This is a genomic window from Novosphingobium silvae (genome assembly GCF_009856825.1).
Classification (GTDB): Bacteria; Pseudomonadota; Alphaproteobacteria; order Sphingomonadales; family Sphingomonadaceae; genus Novosphingobium; species Novosphingobium silvae.
In genome coordinates this window covers 1-18,409 of sequence record NZ_WVTD01000034.1, presented here as the reverse complement: position 1 = coordinate 18,409, position 18,409 = coordinate 1, and the positions used below count along the sequence as shown (strand labels likewise).

The 18,409-nt window shown below is 64.1% G+C and carries 14 protein-coding genes; 10 read left to right on the top strand and 4 right to left on the bottom strand.

Going from position 1 to position 18,409, the window contains the following annotated elements; translation table 11 throughout:
• On the top strand, positions 1–552 hold a 552-nt coding region (locus tag GR702_RS20990), incomplete at its 5' end, for a glycosyltransferase (protein ID WP_160987500.1).
• Between the two features lie 245 nt (positions 553–797).
• Here the strand turns inward: GR702_RS20990 and GR702_RS20985 are convergent.
• The 4 genes from GR702_RS20985 to GR702_RS20970 are packed head-to-tail and all read right to left on the bottom strand — an operon-like array spanning position 798 to position 7,012.
• Positions 798–2,267: a lipopolysaccharide biosynthesis protein gene (locus GR702_RS20985; RefSeq protein WP_160987499.1), complete on the bottom strand. Its 1,470-nt coding sequence runs from the start codon at positions 2,265–2,267 to the stop codon at positions 798–800.
• Positions 2,264–3,667, bottom strand: a complete 1,404-nt coding sequence (locus GR702_RS20980; protein ID WP_160987498.1) for a glycosyltransferase — start codon at positions 3,665–3,667, stop codon at positions 2,264–2,266. The genes GR702_RS20985 and GR702_RS20980 overlap by 4 nt, the downstream gene beginning before the upstream one ends.
• A 2-nt stretch (positions 3,668–3,669) precedes the next feature.
• Positions 3,670–4,830: an acyltransferase family protein gene (locus tag GR702_RS20975; protein WP_160987497.1), complete on the bottom strand. Its 1,161-nt coding sequence runs from the start codon at positions 4,828–4,830 to the stop codon at positions 3,670–3,672.
• Positions 4,820–7,012 carry a GumC family protein gene (locus tag GR702_RS20970; RefSeq protein WP_160987496.1) on the bottom strand — a complete coding sequence of 731 codons (2,193 nt, stop codon included), beginning with the start codon at positions 7,010–7,012 and terminating at the stop codon, positions 4,820–4,822. The genes GR702_RS20975 and GR702_RS20970 overlap by 11 nt, the downstream gene beginning before the upstream one ends.
• A 104-nt stretch (positions 7,013–7,116) precedes the next feature.
• On the opposite strand from GR702_RS20970, the gene GR702_RS20965 reads away from it, so the two are divergent.
• From GR702_RS20965 to GR702_RS20925, 9 genes are all read left to right on the top strand, one after another.
• Positions 7,117–8,319, top strand: coding sequence for a glycosyltransferase (locus GR702_RS20965; RefSeq protein ID WP_337192665.1), 1,203 nt, complete (start codon positions 7,117–7,119; stop codon positions 8,317–8,319).
• Positions 8,312–9,394, top strand: coding sequence for a glycosyltransferase (locus GR702_RS20960; protein ID WP_160987494.1), 1,083 nt, complete (start codon positions 8,312–8,314; stop codon positions 9,392–9,394). Before GR702_RS20965 ends, GR702_RS20960 begins: the two co-directional genes overlap by 8 nt.
• Before the next feature lie 175 nt (positions 9,395–9,569).
• Complete coding sequence (locus GR702_RS20955; protein ID WP_160987493.1) at positions 9,570–10,148, top strand: ANTAR domain-containing response regulator; 579 nt, start codon at positions 9,570–9,572, stop codon at positions 10,146–10,148.
• Positions 10,149–10,191: 43 nt separating this feature from the next.
• Positions 10,192–11,400, top strand: coding sequence for an ABC transporter substrate-binding protein (locus GR702_RS20950; protein ID WP_160987492.1), 1,209 nt, complete (start codon positions 10,192–10,194; stop codon positions 11,398–11,400).
• Between the two features lie 391 nt (positions 11,401–11,791).
• Positions 11,792–12,583, top strand: a complete 792-nt coding sequence (locus GR702_RS20945; RefSeq protein WP_160987491.1) for a class I SAM-dependent methyltransferase — start codon at positions 11,792–11,794, stop codon at positions 12,581–12,583.
• A 314-nt stretch (positions 12,584–12,897) separates the two neighbouring features.
• Entirely contained in the window at positions 12,898–14,322 is a 1,425-nt protein-coding gene (locus tag GR702_RS20940) for a CmpA/NrtA family ABC transporter substrate-binding protein (RefSeq protein ID WP_160987490.1), read from the top strand.
• 25 nt (positions 14,323–14,347) lie between these two features.
• Positions 14,348–15,361 (top strand): ABC transporter permease, encoded by a 1,014-nt coding sequence (locus tag GR702_RS20935; protein ID WP_160987489.1) that lies wholly within the window; start codon positions 14,348–14,350, stop codon positions 15,359–15,361.
• 17 nt (positions 15,362–15,378) lie between these two features.
• A complete protein-coding gene (locus GR702_RS20930) occupies positions 15,379–17,073 on the top strand; it encodes an ABC transporter ATP-binding protein (protein ID WP_160987488.1) in 1,695 nt (564 codons plus the stop codon).
• Between the two features lie 168 nt (positions 17,074–17,241).
• A partial coding sequence (locus tag GR702_RS20925; RefSeq protein WP_160987487.1) for an alginate export family protein occupies positions 17,242–18,409 on the top strand: 1,168 nt, incomplete at its 3' end.

The following is an 18,409-nucleotide window of genomic DNA, read 5'->3' as shown; positions in this document are numbered from 1 at the left end:
AAACGCGCTGATCTTCGCCCTCGTCGGCCAAGTCGCAGCCGAAGCCGGCGTGCTGCTGATCATCATGTCTGCGGGGCCGGGCTGAGCGCCGTCCCGAAAAATCGACTTCGGCAGCGGGCTGCTAAGGTGTACCTGTACGATTCCCTTGAGCACTGGGCCGATGTCGGAGCCAGCGAAGGCTTCGGCCTTCCACCGCTTGAGGCGATGGCGAACGGCTGCACGGTGTTTTCCAGTGTCAACGATGCCTTGGCCGATTACCTCGATCCCGGTTTCAACTCTCGCAAGATACGGGTGCATTCGTTGGGTTGGGACCGGACGGAGATATTGCGCACGGTACACCGAGGCGGTCCGCCGCCGCCTGAAAGGTCCTGGTTCGAAAGCTATTCACCTGCACAGGTAAGCGCACGTCTGGAATGCGTAATGGATGACGCGACCCGCTTCTTCGAGTTCACGAACGGGTCCGAGCCGGACATCGAGGATCCGTGGGAGCGGCGTCGCCCCACACGCCTGCAACGCGCACGCCGCGCGGTGAAAATGCTGGCGGGAGTGTAAAGCCTTCCGCTCTTGCATGCGCCGCAATGCTGGGGCGCGCCGCCGTGGCCGCTGCGATGCCAACGGTTCAGAAACGGGCCGCCGAAGCAACCAGTCACTCACCTGCCCCACACAGCAGCAGTTCCATGACGTTGCGCCCCGGCTTGAGGGGCAAGCAATGAGCTCGAGCTGTGCCTTGCCGCACCCAAATGCCATGAGCGCTTTGGATTATCGCTGATCACCTACAGGCATGGTGCTAATGGGTTTCAGCCTTGTCTCAGCGGGGCTTTTGAACGCCGGCGCGAGACGATCATCGATTGTACCTGATCTATGATCTGACGATCTTGCCAAAGATAAAGTGCAACGTAGATCAACGCGCCCAAAGGAAGCCAGAGCGAGAGAACAGCGACCCGAGGCATGACCCCCGAGCACGCGCTGGCGCCTAGATGAACCGCAGCCGCCATGACAAACGAACTCACCAGAGCTGGACGGACGGTGGCCGCAACGTCTACGAAACGAAGGCCTATGTACCTGCGCAACAGGTGAAAGCCGTAGGGCAGGATCGCGTAGCCGCGAACGACACCAATCATGAGCATGGCCTGCCATCCCCAACGGCTTGCAGCCACGGTCGCCAAGCCTCCGATCACGATCTGCGTTCCCGTCCAGGACAGGACCGTGCGCGATTCCCCCACAGCAGTTATGGCCGCCACCATCAGGTTGTTCATCTGTGACGCGACCACCGCGCATGCAAAGATGCGGATGGCATCAGCGACGGGTTCCCAGCCGGGGCCGAATACCAGGCCCACAATCTCGTGCGCCATCGCAAGGCATCCGAAAAATGCCGGGAACATGACGAATGCCGAAAGACGACTGAGTTGGAGGTAAGTGTGTCGCAGCGTCTCGAGATCGTGTGCGCTGCGCGTCAGCGTGGGCATCGCGATCTGCTGGAAAGGCATGTAGGTAATCTGGTTGAGCACTTCCGCAATGCGAGACCCAGCGCGGATGAAGGCAATGGCGGCGGGCCCCACAAGTGCTCCGGAAATGATCTCGGCACAGCGAATGTTGATCTGGTTGAGAGTGCCAGCAATGCCGATGAAAGCTCCAAAGCGAACCATTTCGCCGCACGACGTAGTGTTAAATCGGAGGCGGGGCAGCCATCTGAAACTTGCCCACACGGCCAACACGGTGACCAGCGCCACAGCCATGCGTTGCGCCACCAGGGCCCAGGGTCCGAAGCCCGCATATGCCAGTGGCAGACCCACCGCCGCGCCGGCCAGCGATGAAGCCAGGTTGCGCATGGCGATGGACTGGAAGCGAAGTTCGCGCGTGAGGCGGGCGGTGTGGATCGCACCAAGCGGTGTGATCGCAAAGATCGGGGCGAGCGCGATGACGATTGGAGTGAGAGCAGGCTGATCGAAAGCGAGCGCCACCAGAGGCGCTGCAGCCAGGGTGGCGAGGCAGAAAGCGAACCCGCAGGCCAGGTTCGCCCAGAACGCGGTGTCTGCGTCGACTTCACTCAGGACTCGCCGCTGGACCACAGCCTCATTGATGCCGGCGTTGCTCACCACGACCAGAAGATCGATAACGAGTGTGGCGATGGCCACCAGCCCGAAGGCCGTCGCACCGAGCAGGCGGGCAAGAATAGCGAAGGTGAGGAACGCCAGGGCTTGGGTTCCAAGGCTGGAAGCCGTGGACCAGAACAGCGGCGAGGCCAGAGGAGGGCGGCTATGGCTCATCCGGACGCACCCGATCTGCAAGCGGAGCATGCGCGTGGACGGTTTTCCTCAAGCCAGGCAGCGAACTCGCCATGGCATGCTGCCGGCGAGAAATACCGCCGGGCAGCGGTCAACGCCGCTTGTCCAAGCGAAAGGCGGCGATTTTCATCGGCGAGTTCCAGGATGGCAGCCGTGAATGCCTCGGGCGTATCTGCATGCGCCACGGCGCCTCGGCATTCATCCTCCACGCCCTGCAGTGTCACGCCGGTTGCGACGATGGCCTTCCCCTGTGCCATTGCTTCGACAAGCTTGATCTTGAGCCCGGAGCCGAATGTCAGCGGTGAAATGACTATGCCCGCACTGGCATAATACGGGGCGAGATCTGCGACCATCCCGTGGAACGTGACGCCGCGCGGGCCGCCGTTCGGGAATGCTCCTGCAACCGATCCGGCCACATTCAAAGTCACGCCGGGAGAGCGGACTTGCACAAGCGGCCACACATTGTCGAACATCCAGCGAAGACCCATGACGTTCGGCGCCGTATTGCTGCCCACGAAGAGAAGCTGTTCCCCGTCGCCGACCTGCGGCTGCTTCACCGGATGCACTGCCATGCCGGCGACGATAGGACGTGCGGAAGCAACATTTTCCGCAACGAAGCGTGCCTCGGTTGACTGTATGGCCACCACCGCATCGGCCCGTGAGAGCAGTGCGATCTCTGTGTCGCGATCAAGGCTCGCCACGGAGTCCGTGCCGTCCCGCGCCTCGCGGCTGTGGAAGAGGTCATGCATGACGATGGCGGAGGGTCGGCCGGGGAACAGATCGATGGCCTCGGCCTGGAAAGCGTAATCGGCAATGACGATGTCGACCCGCTCGGGCGCATGATGCTTGAGATAGGCGCGATCCGCCGCCGTCCACTTCGCGGCGATCGCATAAGGACGCGGGCGATCTGCCGACCAGGCTGCCGTCACGCCAAAACGGCGCGCAAAACGCGAGACAACGCCCCGCACAGCGTCGAAGCCAACTTTCGGATTGAGCGTCATCACCCAGCGTCCCGACCGCAGCACGCCGCGGATGCGGTGGGTCTGGAAGACCTTCAGTTCCGGCCCCAGCCGCATGATCGGCCACCGGCCCATGAGGTCGGGAGAGGGCTGGATCAGGTGCGGGGTGAAGCCGGCATTTCTGACAGCGGCCGCAAGGTCGAGAAGATATACGCTGCTGCCATTCGTGCGCCCGACAATCCGCTGACGGCTGACGAAAAGAACGTGCCCCTTCGTTCTTGGAACAAGGCCACCGGCCCGGTCTTTCGCTTCATCGTCACCTTCATCGGCAATGTGATGGCTGCTTGTCTGGTGAGACAGGTGCTGAAGGAACAGGGGCACCGGAGGGGGAGATGAGAGGGTGCTGGAAGTACCAAGGCGCATCGTCAGGCCTCTCCTTGCAGTTGGGGCTGTGCGATCAGCGGGGGCGCAGCTTTGTCGCCGCGCCCCTGCAGCTTACCTGCAAGCCAACGGCGGAGCGGGGGCTCCGCGCAGATCGCCGTCACCCATGCACATGTTACTGCAGCGATGGCGATGACCGTCAGCATCGGGACGAACGATAGCGGCAGCGCAGCTTCAAGCATGTGCTTCACAGGCGCGTGAACAGCGTATAGCGGATAGGAGATCATGCCGAGCCACGACGATGCCGCCGCAAGGCGTCCACTCGGCCGGGCGGCCGCAGTCAGCATGACCAAAGCGGGCGACAGCACGGCTGCGAATGCAAGGTCGTATGTCGCGCGCGGAGTGCCGTCGAACTCAGCTGCCAGCAGGCAGAGGCATGCCAAAAGCAGCAGGGGAACGGGCAGATGGGGAAGGCGGGGCAACCACCGTTGCCGATGGCGACTGAGTAGCGCGCCCAGAGCGAACGAGAACGTGATGCGGGAGAGCGCAACAGGCGCATCGGCTAGTACCACTCCTCGGTCAAGAGAACCGCCTAGTGCCAGCGAAGCTGACAAGCCGGCCAGTCCGCCCAGGCATGCCAGCAGGAGCCATCGGTCTACCGTGCTGCTGGCCTTGGCCCCCTTCAGCCTTACCCGCGTTTTCCTGATCCCGGCGGCGTAGACGGCGTTTGCGACAAGCTCGTAAAACAGCGACCACGCGGGCGGGTTGAGGAGAAAGATACCCCACGGAACAAGGACGTTCGGGAGCATGAGCAGGTTGGCGGCAAACGACGTCGCAATCGCGAACAGACCCGCCGCGTCCGCCGCTCCCGATAGGCGCTGCGAGAGCGCTACGGCAAAGCCGAGCAACGTTGCGATCGCGATAGTCGGCTGAAGGCGAACAAAGCGTGCGATCATGAAACGTCGGAGGGACAATCCGTCGTGCAGGCGCTGATCATAGGCGTGGGAGATCACGAAGCCGCTCAGGAGGAAGAACAGGTCCACGGCGAGGTATCCGCTGGCGAAGGCCGGCAGGCTCGCATGTGCGCCGTCCGCTCCTTCCAGAGTGCGCAGGTGGTAGAACAGCACGGCGAAGGCAGCGACGCCGCGCAGCGCATCCAGCGCTTCGAACCGGTGTGGGGGCGATCCCGGGCCGTCAATCGACATAGTAGCCCTTGAACTTCTTGTGATAGCCGAATGCGTCGGTCAGCCCGGCGCTGGCATATTCCCGGATGTTCACTAGGCTGAGCGCCACCCCGCCAAGCTTGCTGCCATTCTGCGCCAGCAGGTCGAGCGCTGTCCTCACGGCTTTCAGCGGCGTGGCGCGCCAGCGGGCCACCACCAGGGTAGTGTCGGACAGACGCGATATCATGCGTGTTTCAGCAACGCCGAGAACTGGGGCGGAATCGATGATGACGATGTCGAACCGCTGCTTCAGCGCCACCAGAAGCGCTGCCATGCCTGCTTCCGTGATCACGTCGCCAGCGCTCGCCTGTCCATGGGTGGCAAGGATGCGAAGACCGGTCCGATCGTCTGCCACGAGCGCTTCGTCTATCGTGATCGACCCATCCAGCACGCGAAACAGGCCTTCATGCTGCATCCCGGGGGCAAGTGCATCGGAGGTCGTATGCCGCCGCACATCCGCGTCCACGAGCACCACGCGCCGCCTGTCCGCTGCCAGTGTTCGTGCAAGACACATGGACGTGGTGGACTTGCCCTCGCGAGGAAGAGCGGACGTGATCGTGACCACACAAGGTCCGTCGCTTGCGTTGAGCCCGAGGTAAGCGGCGAGGTTGCGCAGGCTTTCGGTGAATAGCGACATCCCCTTCAGCACCACGTAGTCTTCTGGAGCGATCCCGGCGGCCTTCGAACGCGTGGCGGACTGGAGTGTAGGTACCGCCCCTGCGTAGACGACGCCAAGCCCGCCCTCGATGTCCGCACGCGTGGATACGGTGTCTTCCACGTATTCGGCGATTGCGATGACCGTGAAAGCGACCACCAGTGCAGCGGCAAAGCCTGCCATCGCTCCCAGTAAATAGTTGGGAGATGACGGTGCGCCCGGCACCCTGGCGGAGGAAGCGATGCTGGCGTCGGCGTTGGGCAGGGCCGCCGTTTGTGCCGTTTCCTTTGCGCGGGTCAGGTAGGCGTTGTAGATCGCGCGGCTGGCTTCGGCCCGCCGCTCAAGTTCCAGCCTGCCGACCTGGGCTGAGCCGTTCTGCACCAGCGAACCCCGGGCCTGGGCTCGGCTGGCCAGGAGCGAGGCTAGCCGGGATTCGGCGATCTGCACATCGCCCCTCAGTCCGGACAGCACTCTCGCCAGCTCGCTCTCCATCTGCCTGCGCACATCGGCCAGTTCGTCGCGCGCCTGGACTACCTCCGGATGCAGGCTGCCGTATCTCGCATCCACCTGCGCGAGGTGAGCGCTGGCCTGCGCCTCCTGCTGGCGCAATTGCCGGACCGTCTCCGAGGCAAGGGCCGCTCCGGTATCCGCGCCGCCGCCGCCACGCGCAAGCTGGGCTTGGGCTGCGGCAAGGCGTCCACGCTGCTCGGCGACCTGCGCCTGCGCGGTGGCGATCTCCCGGTTCAGTTCCGAGACCTCCTGTTCCGCCATCGTGGCGCCTTCGGCGCTCATAAGGTTGTGGCGGATCATGTAGCTCTGCAGCGCCGCGTCGTCTGCGACCGCCTGCTTGCGCAGCGCTGCGGCCTGACTTTCGACGTACCGGGCGGAGCGGGCATTGCGTGCCTGCTTCTTGGCATTGTCCAGATCGATATAGCGCTGCGCCAGCGCGTTCGCGATGCGCGCAGCCATCCGTGGATTGGAAGCCGAGGCGGATATCTCCACCAGGTAGGTCACGCCGACACGCCGAACGGAGGTGCGTGCCAGGAGCGCGCCGGCGGCACGCCGCTCTGACGGGCTCATCTGCTGGACATCGCCTTGCTCGTCCGGTCGGCCGACGGAACTCGACGGCGGAGGAGTCTTGCCGCCGAACTCGGGCACCCGATCCAGCCGGAGACTTCGGACCACGTCGAGCGTGAGCGTCGGGGAGCGGATGACCTGCACGGCCGTGTCGATCAGGTTGTCGTCTGCGGGAGCCACGGCACCGCGATCATTCACCTTGACCGGCTGCGTCTCGCGCGGCTCGAGCAGCAGCGAACTCGATGCGGTATAGGTTTTCGGGAGCCACAACATCAGCAGGCAAGACACGGCAAGCGTGACCAGGAACGCGATCGTGAAGATTCTGCGCCTGCGATAAAGAATTGCGGCAATTCCCGACGGATCGGGAAGTAATCTGGACGAGGTCACAGAGGAAATCTCGTCCGCATCAGCGACACGATTGCGATTGCTCAAGACGTTACTCCAAATAGGATGTTGTACGTATTGAATTGTAATTCGTTGGAGGCCTTAGTTTTGGAGCGACGCACTGTTCGAAAGAACTTAGGTACAATGCCGATATGCGCGGTGACTGGGAACCGGAGTTCAGTCCAATCGTGAGCAAGTTCTGGAGTTTTCCAATGGATCTGGATGAAAGTGGCGGCGCGCAGGTTGCGTACCTCGTGCATGATCTGGACGACGCAGCTGTGCGGCGAAGGGTGAAACTGTTGGCCCGGGAGGGATTTTCGGTGGGCTTGGGGGGATTTCGTCGCCATTCCGCAGCGGCTTCTGCAGGCGCGGTCGGCACGGCGGTGGATCTTGGCCGGACGATGGATGCCCGCCTAGTGCATCGCGCGCGTACCGTGTTGAGGCGCCTTGTCTCGCCGGATGCGCTGGCGGAATTGTGCCAGAACGCGCCGGTCATCGTGGCAAGAAATCTGGAAATGCTGGTGCTTGCAGCGCGTGTGCGGTCCCGCAATCAAAGGCTGATCTATGAATGCCTCGACATTCATCGGATGATGCTGGGCACCGGCAAAGCGTCGCAAATCCTGCGATGGCTCGAGCGGCGCCTTCTCGCGCGGACGGATCTGGTGATCGTCAGTTCCCCCGCTTTCGCGCGCGACTATTTCGCAGAGCGTCAGGGTAGGCGTGACAGGGTACTGCTGATCGAGAACAAGGTCCCTGACGAGAGAAGGCATTCCAGGCCCTCTGCTCCCGCAGGAAACGCGCGAGGGGTATGGCGGATCGGGTGGTTCGGCATGCTTCGCTGTCGCAAGACGCTGGAGCAACTTGCAGCTTTGGCCGCCATGTCCGACGGGCGGATCGAAGTCGTTGTCGCGGGCATTCCCAGTCCCGCAGAATTCCCGAACTTCGCTGCCGAAGCCGCCTCTATTCCCGGCCTTCGCTACCTGGGCCCGTTTCGGGCCGAGGATCTCGCCGACCTTTATGCGCCAGTCGATTTCGTCTGGGCCATCGACTACTTCGAGGAAGGGCTGAATTCTAACTGGCTGCTTCCCAATCGGCTGTACGAAGGGCTTGCTCATGGAGCCGTGCCGATCGCGCTGCAGAGTGTCGAGACGGGTCGCTGGCTGCAGCGCAATGGCGTCGGCCTGCTGATCACCGATCCGTTGCGGGAGTTGCCGCAGCGTCTCGCTGAGCTTGGCACTGCCGGGTACACTTCGATGAGGGAAGCCATTGCTGCGCTTCCGGAGAGCACTTTGTACCAGACACCCGGTGAACGTCGGGAAATCGCCGCCGCTATCGGAGGCTATCATCGTGCTTGAGGATGCACGCAACCGCGACACTCTCGTCGTGGTGCCTTGCCTGAACGAGGCGGCACATCTGCCGGGGCTTCTGGAGGGCCTCCTGCGAGATGCGAATGGCGCGCTCGTGGTGGTGGCGGATGGCGGAAGCACGGACGGGAGCCAGGCAATCGTCACCACAATGGCGGCGACCCGGCGGAACCTTGTTCTCCTCCACAATTCGGACAGGATTCAAAGCGCGGGAGTGAACCTCGCGGCGCGGCGTCATGGAGCAGGGTGCCGCTGGCTGGTCCGGATCGATGCTCATGCCGAGTATCCCGAACACTTCATCTGCCGCCTGCGAGAGGCGGCGAGCAGATCAGGAGCCACCTCCGTGGTGGTGCCGATGGTCACGGTCGGCCGCGCTTGCTTCCAGAAGGCGGTGGCTGCCGCGCAGAACTCGGTGCTGGGAACCGGGGGCGCCGCCCACCGGCACCTGGGGGCCGGTCGATGGGTCGACCATGGCCATCATGCGCTTTTCGACCTGCGACTGTTCATGGCGGCGGGGGGGTACGATGAAGGTTTCGCGGCAAATGAAGATGCCGAACTGGATCGCCGGCTCCTTGCTGCCGGAGGGCGTATCTGGCTGGAGCCGGCGGCGGCGATCACCTATTTTCCCCGGCGCACAGCGGCGTCGCTTTTTCGGCAGTACCGCAACTATGGCAGGGGCCGCGCTCGCAATCTGCGGCGTCATCCAGCTCCGGTCAAGTTGCGTCAGATGCTACCCCTCGCGGTCGCTCCCGCAATCCTGGTCGGTGTTCTGGGGGTGCTGCTGGCCTGCTTCAGGACTGAAGGCCTGCTCCTTTGCGTCCCCGCTCTCTCCTGGCTTGCAGGAGTGCTGCTCGCCGGGGTCGTCGTGGGTGTCAAAGCGGGCACCTTGTGTGGAGCAGCTTCGGGGCTTGCTGCGGCGACAATGCACGCAGGATGGTCACTCGGCTTCCTTGAGGAAGTGACAGGCCGCAAGGCCTTGCCGCCTGTTCCCCGTCCGATCGCTGTCGAAGGCGAAGAGAATATCTCTGTAGTGCTCATCGGACCATGTAAACCAGCCGTTGCCTGACAACGGAGGCTCATCGCCATTCCGGGGCGACTTGCGGCGGCTCGTACGAGTGGGTGAGACTGACGGGCGGAGTGGCCCGCCGGGCGGGCTTCTCCTCCCTTGTGACCGACCGGACGACCGATGTTCAAACGCGGACTTGCCACGTGGCCCTGTTGCGCTGCACAAGGCTGCTTCCATGCGCATTGCCATCATCGACGAAAGCGCCGCCCGCGCCTCAATCATCCAGGAAGGGCTTGCTACCCTGGAGGATTGCGAACTGTTTGTCATAACGGACCGGCGCGGATTGCTGGCCCGTGTGGCAGAGTTCGATCCGGATATCGTGTTGATGGATCTGGGCAATCCTTCGCGCGACGTTCTGGAGGAATACTTCGTCGTCAGCCGCGCATTGCAGCGGCCGATTGCCATGTTCGTCGACGAATCTGATGACGAGGCTATCGTCGCATCGGTCGACGCGGGTGTTTCCAGCTATGTCGTGGACGGTCTTGCGCCGAACCGGATCCGTCCGATCCTGGATCTGGCAGTCACGCGTTTCAACGCATTCTCGCGTCTGCAGCGGGATCTGGCCGACGCGAAGGGCAAGCTTGCGGAGCGCGATACCATCGACAGTGCCAAGCGTATCCTCATGGATACGAGAGGGTTTCCCGAACCCAAGGCTTATGCCGAGATGCGCAAGGCGGCGATGAACCAGGGCAAGCGCATTGTCGAAATCGCGGAAGCGATCGTCACAGCTCACAACCTTATGGGGGGCGCCTGATGAGCATCGGGGTGAGCAAGCGGCGGCGTAAGGGAGTATTCGCGTGACGAGGGAACTTACGATCGGCTTCCTGCCGCTGGTCGATGCCTGCCTGCCGATCCTCGCGCATGAACATGGCTTTGCGGAGGAGGCCGGCGTTTCGCTCCGCCTCGTCAAGGACATGAGCTGGGCGACGGTGCTGGATCGGCTGCTCTACGGCCACAGCGATGCCGCGCATCTTGTGGCGCCGCTTGCCATCGCGACTACGCTGGGGCGGGGACGTCCGGCGCAGCCGCTTGCGGTTCCTTTCGTGCTGGGGCTCAACGGCAATGCGATCACGCTGCGCACGCAGATCGCCCGGCAGGTCAGGCCGGAGGGACACATGGGAGAGCCCGTGCAGGTGGGCGCGGCTCTTCGCCGGGTAGTGCAGGAGCGCCTTGCCGCCGGAAGTCCCCTGCGCTTCGGCGTGGTTCATCGATATTCCAGCCACAACTACATGTTGCGCTACTGGCTGGCGGCCTGCGGGATACAGCCCGATCGCGACGTTGAGATCGCCACCGTGGCGCCTCCATTCTGCGCCGACGCGCTTGCGCAGGGCGAAGTGGATGGCATCTGCGTGGGCGAGCCGTGGAACAGCGTCGCGGTCGAGCAGGGGGTCGGCGAGATCGTCCTCTCCTCCGCGCAGATCTGGCGCCGCGGCGTGGAAAAGGTCCTGGCCTTGCGCGAAGCCGTGCTTGACGAGAGGCGCGAGGCGGTGCTGGGCCTGATCCGCGCGCTGTGCCGAGCCGGTGCGCATTTCGTGGACCCGGCCAACTGGGAGCAGAATGCCGCGATCCTCGCGCGCCCGCAGTACCTGGACGGGTCGGCCGAGTTGATCCGCCGCGCCATATCCGATCGGCTGCTGATCTCGCGCGGCGGCGCGCTGATCCACTATCCGGATTTCATGTTCCAGTACCGCGAGGCCGCCAACTTCCCCTGGGTCAGCCAGGCGGAGTGGCTCTACACCCAGATGGTCCGGTGGGACGGTATGGCCTTCGACCCTGCCGACGCTGCGAAGGCGGCAAGAGTGTTTCGGCCCGACATCTACCGCGCCGCCCTTCTCGGCACCGACGAGCCGCTTCCCGGAGCGAGTTCGAAAGTGGAGGGCAGCCTTGCCGCCCGCACCGTCGTCGGGACCCAGCAGGGCGCCATGATGCTGGAGGCGAACAGTTTCTTCGACGGCAAGGTGTTCGATCCCAACCACATCGAGGGCTATCTTTCGAGCCTGCCCTGAGCAGTGCGGGGGTGGTGACTGGGACTTGGATCGAGAAAGCCCGGTCGCTGCGCCGGGATCGACGCTAGTTGATGAAGTGCAAGCGCGGCAGAGGCTTTCATGGGCGGAGCGGTGGCACTCTATGCGAGATGTGAAAGAACCTGGGCGACGGTAGCAGACCGCCGCCATGTAGGAAATCGGAGCAGTAGGCGGGGCGTGCCAAGCGGGCTTGAAGTGCCGCCAGAAACACGGCGCTGCTACTTGACGAGCAGCCGGAGGGCGCGAGCGAACGACAGGAAGTCCGCTCATCCACGCAGGCGGGCGATTGGCTATTTCAAAATCGAAATGCAGTAGGCACCGCCACCTTCTCTTGTTAAGCGGCTGAGGCGTACGGCATTTGCGAGGTCGCTAGATGATTGAAATATCCAGTCTGAATGCCGGAACACCTGCGCTGTCGCCCTATGCCGAGCCGATTGCGGTGCATTCTCTGGATGAATGCTACTTTTATCATACGATGGAAGTACCGGGGCACGGCACGATCCCGGGCGAATGGGACCTGAGAGGCCGGATCGACGACTATCTCGGCAACTTCGATTTTCATGGAAAACGCATTCTCGACGTCGGAGCGGCAACGGGGATTCTGAGCTTTCATATGGAAAAGCAGGGCGCGGAAGTCGTCTCGTTCGATCTTTCGGGAGATTTCGACTGGGATATCGTGCCGTTTGCCGGAAACAATCATGAAGCCACCCGTCTTGAGCGCAGGAACCACCTGCGCAAGATCAACAATGGCTATTGGTTGTGCCATCAGGCCTTTCAATCGAAGGCGCGCATGGTTCACGGCGTGGTCTACGACATTCCAAGCTCGATTGGTAAAGTCGATGTCGCGGTCTTCGGGAGCATTCTTCTTCATCTGCGTGACCCGTTCCTGGCCCTGGAGAATGCCGCCCGGCTTACTGAAGAAGCGATAATCGTGTCCGACCTCTCGCCGTTTGGCAAAGTGGCAAGCAAGTTCAAGAAGAACCCGCGCTTCATGCCTCGCAGTTCGGAGCCCGATGGCATCAATGACGGATGGTTCCGGCTTCCGCCGCTTTTGGTGAAGGAATACCTCGGGATTCTGGGATTCCGAAACTGCACGGTCACCTGGAACAAGTTCAAGTATGGCGAGCGAGTTCGTCCGATTTACACGATTATCGCTCGCAGATAGTTCAGGCCGGAGGGCGGCTTTCGTCCCACCCTCTGATTTGTGCCCCCGGCGCTTATCGCTGCGGAGCCAGCCCGTGCCTCGAACCTTGCGAAAACATCGGCCTCTGCTGCGCTGCAAAAAACTGCTTTACGTGAAGCGCGCGAATCGCTTAGTGTTGGCTTCAGCAGCACGGTGGGTCTCCAAGGACGGGGGCCGATGACAGACCAGGCTGCGGTCTTTCAAGAACAGTGGCAACGTGGCCGCCCGATGTAGTCCGACAGGACTTTACGTCGAGGCGGCTTTTTCGCGTCTGCCGTCAGCCGGGGTTGGTTTCGATGAGCAGGGTTCGGGGGAAAGGTCGGGCACATCGCGCGGCGTGGGTCGCCTTAATGGCGGGAGTGGCGCTGGCGGGATGCGGCGGCGAGGCTGATGCGCCTTCGAGCAAGGCGACGGGTCTGGCAAAGGGCGGAGTGGAAAAGCCCGTGCTCAAGCTCGGTTTCATCAAGCTGACCGACATGGCCCCACTCGCCATCGCCAGGGAAAAGGGCTTCTTCGCCGAAGAGGGGCTCAACGTCACGCTGGAGCCGCAGGCGAACTGGAAAGTCCTGCTCGACGGGGTGATCGGCGGGCAGCTCGACGGCGCGCACATGCTGGCTGGCCAGCCGATCGCCGCCACGCTGGGCCTTGGCACGCGCGCAGAGATGATCGCGCCGCTCAGCCTGGACCTCAACGGGAACGCGATCACGCTCTCCAATCGCGTGTGGAGCATGATCGAGCCGAACCTGCCCAAAGGTGCTGACGGCAAGCCGGCGCATCCGATCCCCGCTTCGGTGCTGCAGCCGGTCGTCGGGAAGTTTCGGCAGGAGGGGCGGCCTTTCAAGATGGGGATGGTCTTCCCCGTTTCTACGCACAATTACGAGCTGCGGTACTGGTTGGCCGCAGGCGGGCTCAATCCGGGGTATTACCTGCCTGGCGACGTGGGCGGAACGACCGGGGCCGATGTGCAGCTATCGGTGACGCCGCCGCCGCAGATGCCGGCCACGCTGGAGGCGGGCACGATCGAGGGTTATTCGGTCGGCGAGCCATGGAACCAGGCCGCCGTGAAGAAGAAGATCGGGGTGCCGGTCGTCACCGACGACCAGATCTGGCACGACAATCCCGAGAAGGTCTTCGGTCTGCGGCGGGACTTCGCCGCGAAATACCCCGGTACGACAGCGGCCTTGCTGCGCGCGATCATCAAGGCGCAGGCCTGGCTCGATGCCGATAGGGGCAGGAACCGCGCCGAAGCGGTGCGAATACTCGCCCGTCCCAACTACGTCGGGGCCGACGAGGACGTGATCGCGGCGTCGATGACGGGCAAGTTCACTTTCGGCCCGGGCGATACCCGTGATGCCAAGGGCTTCAACGTCTTCTTCGACAGGTTCGCAGGCTATCCGTTCTATTCGGATGCGATCTGGACGATGACGCAGATGCGCAGGTGGGGGCAGATCCCCGCCGATCACGACGATGGCTGGTACACCGCGCAGGCGAAAGCCGTCTACCGTCCGGATCTCTATCTTTCCGCCGCGAAGGCGCTGGTGGAAAGAAAGGTCATCCCGGCATCGGCGCTCCCGCAGACCGACGGGTTCAAGCCGGTCGATACCGGCTTCATCGACCATGTGCCCTACGACGGGCGCAAGCCCAACGCCTACATCCAGTCGCTCAGGATCGGGCTGAAGAACGGCCAGAAGGTCACCGCTTCCGGCGTGACCGGCGGCTGACTTGAGCCTCGAAAGGAAAAACACGATGGCAACTGCTTTCGCTGATATCGAGCCGGTCGTGCAGGCCGAAGCGCCGGTGGAAAGGCCCGCGAAGGTCGCCTCGCGCGGGGGAGCGACGGCTTCCCGGTTGCAGCAGGCGCTGGCGCGGCAAGGGAAGGCGCTGCTGGCGCCGATGCTGGGGATCGCGGTGTTCATCGGCCTCTGGGCAGCGCTCGCTCCCATGGTCCAGACCTCGCTCGGCGCTCTGCCGGGTCCTTTCGAGGTTGCCGCGCAGGGCGGTGCGCTGTTCGACGAGTGGCAGGCCTCGAACGAGGCGGCGGCCCAGTTCTATGCCGAGCAGGACGAGCGTATCCGCGCGGGCACGCAGGTCCTGGCCTTCGACTATGCAGGTGCGCCCACGTTCGTGGACCAGGTGGCGACCTCGCTCGAGACGGTGGCCCTCGGCTTCGTACTGGCGACGGTGTTCGCCGTGCCGATCGGGCTGGCGGCGGGCCTGTCACCGCTGTTCAATGCCGCGATCAACCCGCTGGTGCAGATCATGAAGCCGGTGAGCCCGCTGGCGTGGCTGCCGATCGTCACCATGGTGGTCTCTGCAACGGTCACGAGCGCGGATCCGGTGCTGGCCAAAAGCTTCGTGATCTCGGCCATCGTGGTGATGCTCTGTTCGCTGTGGCCCACGCTCATCAACACCGCGATCGGCGCCGCGTCCATCGACAAGGACCTTCTGAACGTGGGCCGCGTGCTGCGCCTCGGCGCGTTCCAGAAGCTGACGCGCCTCGTGCTGCCGAGCGCGCTGCCTTTCATCTTCACCGGCATGCGCCTGTCGCTCGGCGTGGGCTGGATGGTGCTGATCGCGGCGGAAATGCTCGCGCAGAACCCCGGCCTCGGCAAGTTCGTGTGGGATGAGTTCCAGAACGGCTCGAGCCAGTCGCTGGCGCGGATCATGTTCGCGGTCGTCGTCATAGGCCTGATCGGCTTCCTGCTCGACCGGGTGATGATGAGCCTTCAGACGCTCGTCAGCCGCAACCGCACCGTCTGATCGAAGGAAACACGACCATGGCCACGATCCTCTCGCTTCAGGGTGTCACCAAAAGCTACACCGGCAAGTCGGGCGAGCAGACCAGCGTGCTTGGCGGTGTGGACCTCGACGTCGAGGAAGGCGAGTTCATCGCGATCCTCGGGTTTTCCGGCGCGGGCAAGACCACGCTGATCTCCGCGATTGCCGGCCTGATCGAGCCTGACGCCGGCCGGATACTGCTGCGGGGCGAACCCGTGGACGGCCCGGGCAATGACCGGGGGCTGGTGTTCCAGTCCTACTCGCTGTTTCCCTGGCTGACGGTGGAGCGCAACGTCGCGCTGGCCGTCGATGCCGTCCACAAGGACCGCAGCAAGGCCGAGCGTGCGGCGCTGGTGCGGCAGAAGGTGGAACTGGTCGGTCTCGGCCACGCGATGGACCGCAAGCCCTCGCAGCTTTCCGGCGGAATGCGCCAGCGCGTGGCGGTGGCCCGCGCACTGGCGATGGAACCCGAGATCCTGCTGCTGGACGAGCCGCTTTCCGCGCTCGACGCGCTCACCCGCTCGAAGCTGCAGGACGAGATCGAGCGCATCCGGCGCGAGGAGCGGCGCACGATCATCCTCGTCACCAACGACGTGGACGAGGCGCTGCTGTTGGCCGACCGGGTGGCCGTCCTCACGCCTGCGCCCGCCGCAACGATCGGACGCCTGTTCACGGTCGACGTACCGCGCCCTCGCGACCGCGAGGCGGTGAACGACGACGCGCACTTCCAGAGCCTGCGCAAGGATATCGTCGAGTATCTCGGCGCTCTCAGCCAGCAAGGCGCGGGGACGGGAGATGCGTCCGTCGCGCTGCCCGAAGTCACCCCCATCGACCTCTTTGCCGGACGGCGCGAGCCGGAACTCCCGGCCGCCTATGTCGCGGCAGGCAAGTCGGCGGTGGAGCGGCGATATCTGGAGTTTTTCAAGCTCCACAAGGTCTACCCCACGCCGCGCGGTCCGCTGACGGTGGTGGAGGATTTCAACCTGCTGATGGACAAGGGCGAGTTCGTCTCGCTCATCGGTCACTCGGGCTGCGGCAAGTCCACGGTGCTGACGATGGCGGCGGGGCTGAACGCAATCAGCTCGGGCGGCATCGTTCTCGACAACCGCGAAATCGACATCGCCGGGCCGGACAAGGCGGTGGTGTTCCAGGCGCCCAGCCTCATGCCATGGCTCACCGCGCGCCAGAACGTGGCGCTCGGCGTCGAGCGGGTCTACCCGCACGCCAGCAAGGCCGAGCGGCGCGATATCGTCGACTACTACCTCGACCGGGTCGGCCTTTCCGCCTCGCGAGACAGGATGGCGGCGGAGATGTCGAACGGGATGCGCCAGCGCGTCGGCATCGCGCGAGCCTTCGCGCTCTCGCCGCGCCTGCTGCTGCTGGACGAGCCTTTCGGCATGCTCGACAGCCTCACGCGCTGGGACTTGCAGGACGTGCTGGTGGAGACGTGGAACCGCACCAAGGTCACCGCGATCATGGTGACTCACGATGTCGATGAAGCGATCCTGCTGGCGGACCGCGTGGTGATGATGACCAACGGACCGAACGCCACGATCGGCAAGATACTGAAGGTCGACCTGCCGCGCCTGCGTGACCGCAAGGCGCTGCTCGATGATCCCAGGTTCTACCAGTACCGGCAGGAAGTGCTGCATTTCCTTGCCGAGTACGACCACGGGCCCGCGAAGGCGGCCTGATCCCTCACGGGGCAAGAAGCGCGCGCTCATGAGGGGCGGCGGCGGGCAAGGAGGCCTGCCGGTTGACGCGCGAACGATCACAACCGGCGGACAACGGCGTCTGCCTTCGACCCAGTCTCATGGGGAAGGGCGCTCCTCAGCGTGAGCGCCCATCGGAGGGCACGACTTATGAAGACCGCAATCCCGCTTGCAGCATGCTGCGCAGCAATCGCCACCACTCCGGCCATGGCGGCGGCGCCCGGCGCGCCTGTTCCGATAGCGGACGGAGTAACCCTAGACCCCATCGTCGACGGGCGGCTGCGCTGGGAATCCGTCGACCAGCCCGACATCGACAGGGGTGCGGACGGCGTCACCATGCGCCTTCGCGCAGGCGCGGAGATCAAGGCGGGCAACTTCTCGGCACTGGCCGAAGGCGAGGGCGTGCTGGCGCTTGCCGACGGGTACAATGCCTTTCCCTTCGCCAACGCGGCAAGCGGCCAGTACCGCCCCGGCCGCTCGGTTGTGCCCGATCCCGAGACGGTTGGGCTCAACCGGCTGCAGCTTGCCTACAAGGTGAACGGCAGCGGCGTCACAGTGGGCCGCCAGCGCATCAACCTCGACGACCAGCGCTGGGTAGGTTCGGTTGGCTGGCGGCAGGACGAGCAGACCTTCGATGCAGTGCGCGGCGAGGCGAAGCTTGGGCCCGTCACGTTCGACGGCACGTGGAGCTGGAGCCAGCGCACGATCTTCGGTTCGGAGAGCGGCCCGCGCCAGTCCCATGACGGCGACTTCTTCTTCGGCGGCGCGGAAGTGAAGGCGGGGCCGCTCGCCATCAAGGGCTTCGCCTACCTTCTCGACTACGACGACCCGCTGCAGGTCGCCGCGTCGAGCAAGACCTACGGCGTGCGCGCGACGGGTGCCTTCCCGCTCGGCCCGGCAGTGAAGCTCGACCTCACCGGCTCCTACGCCCGGCAATGGGACTGGAGGACCAGCGCCCGCAACTATGCGGCGGACTATGTGGCGGGCGAGGGTGGGCTGGCGTTCGGCGGCCTTCGTCTTGCAGGCGGCTACGAAAAGCTGGGTTCGGACAACGGCTTTTCGCTCCAGACCCCGCTGGCGACGCTGCACAAGTTCAACGGTACCGCCGACGTCTTCCTGACGACGCCCACGAACGGCCTTCAGGATGCCTACGCCAGCGCCACCTACAAGCTGGGCGACGTGGGACCGCTCAACAGCCCGCTGCCGAAGTCGATTTTTCGGGACGGCGCTCAGCCCGGCCCCGCAGACATGATGATCAGCAGCACGCCGGCTTCGGCTGCGACTTGGCCGACGAGGGCGAAGATCAGCGCGTTTTCGG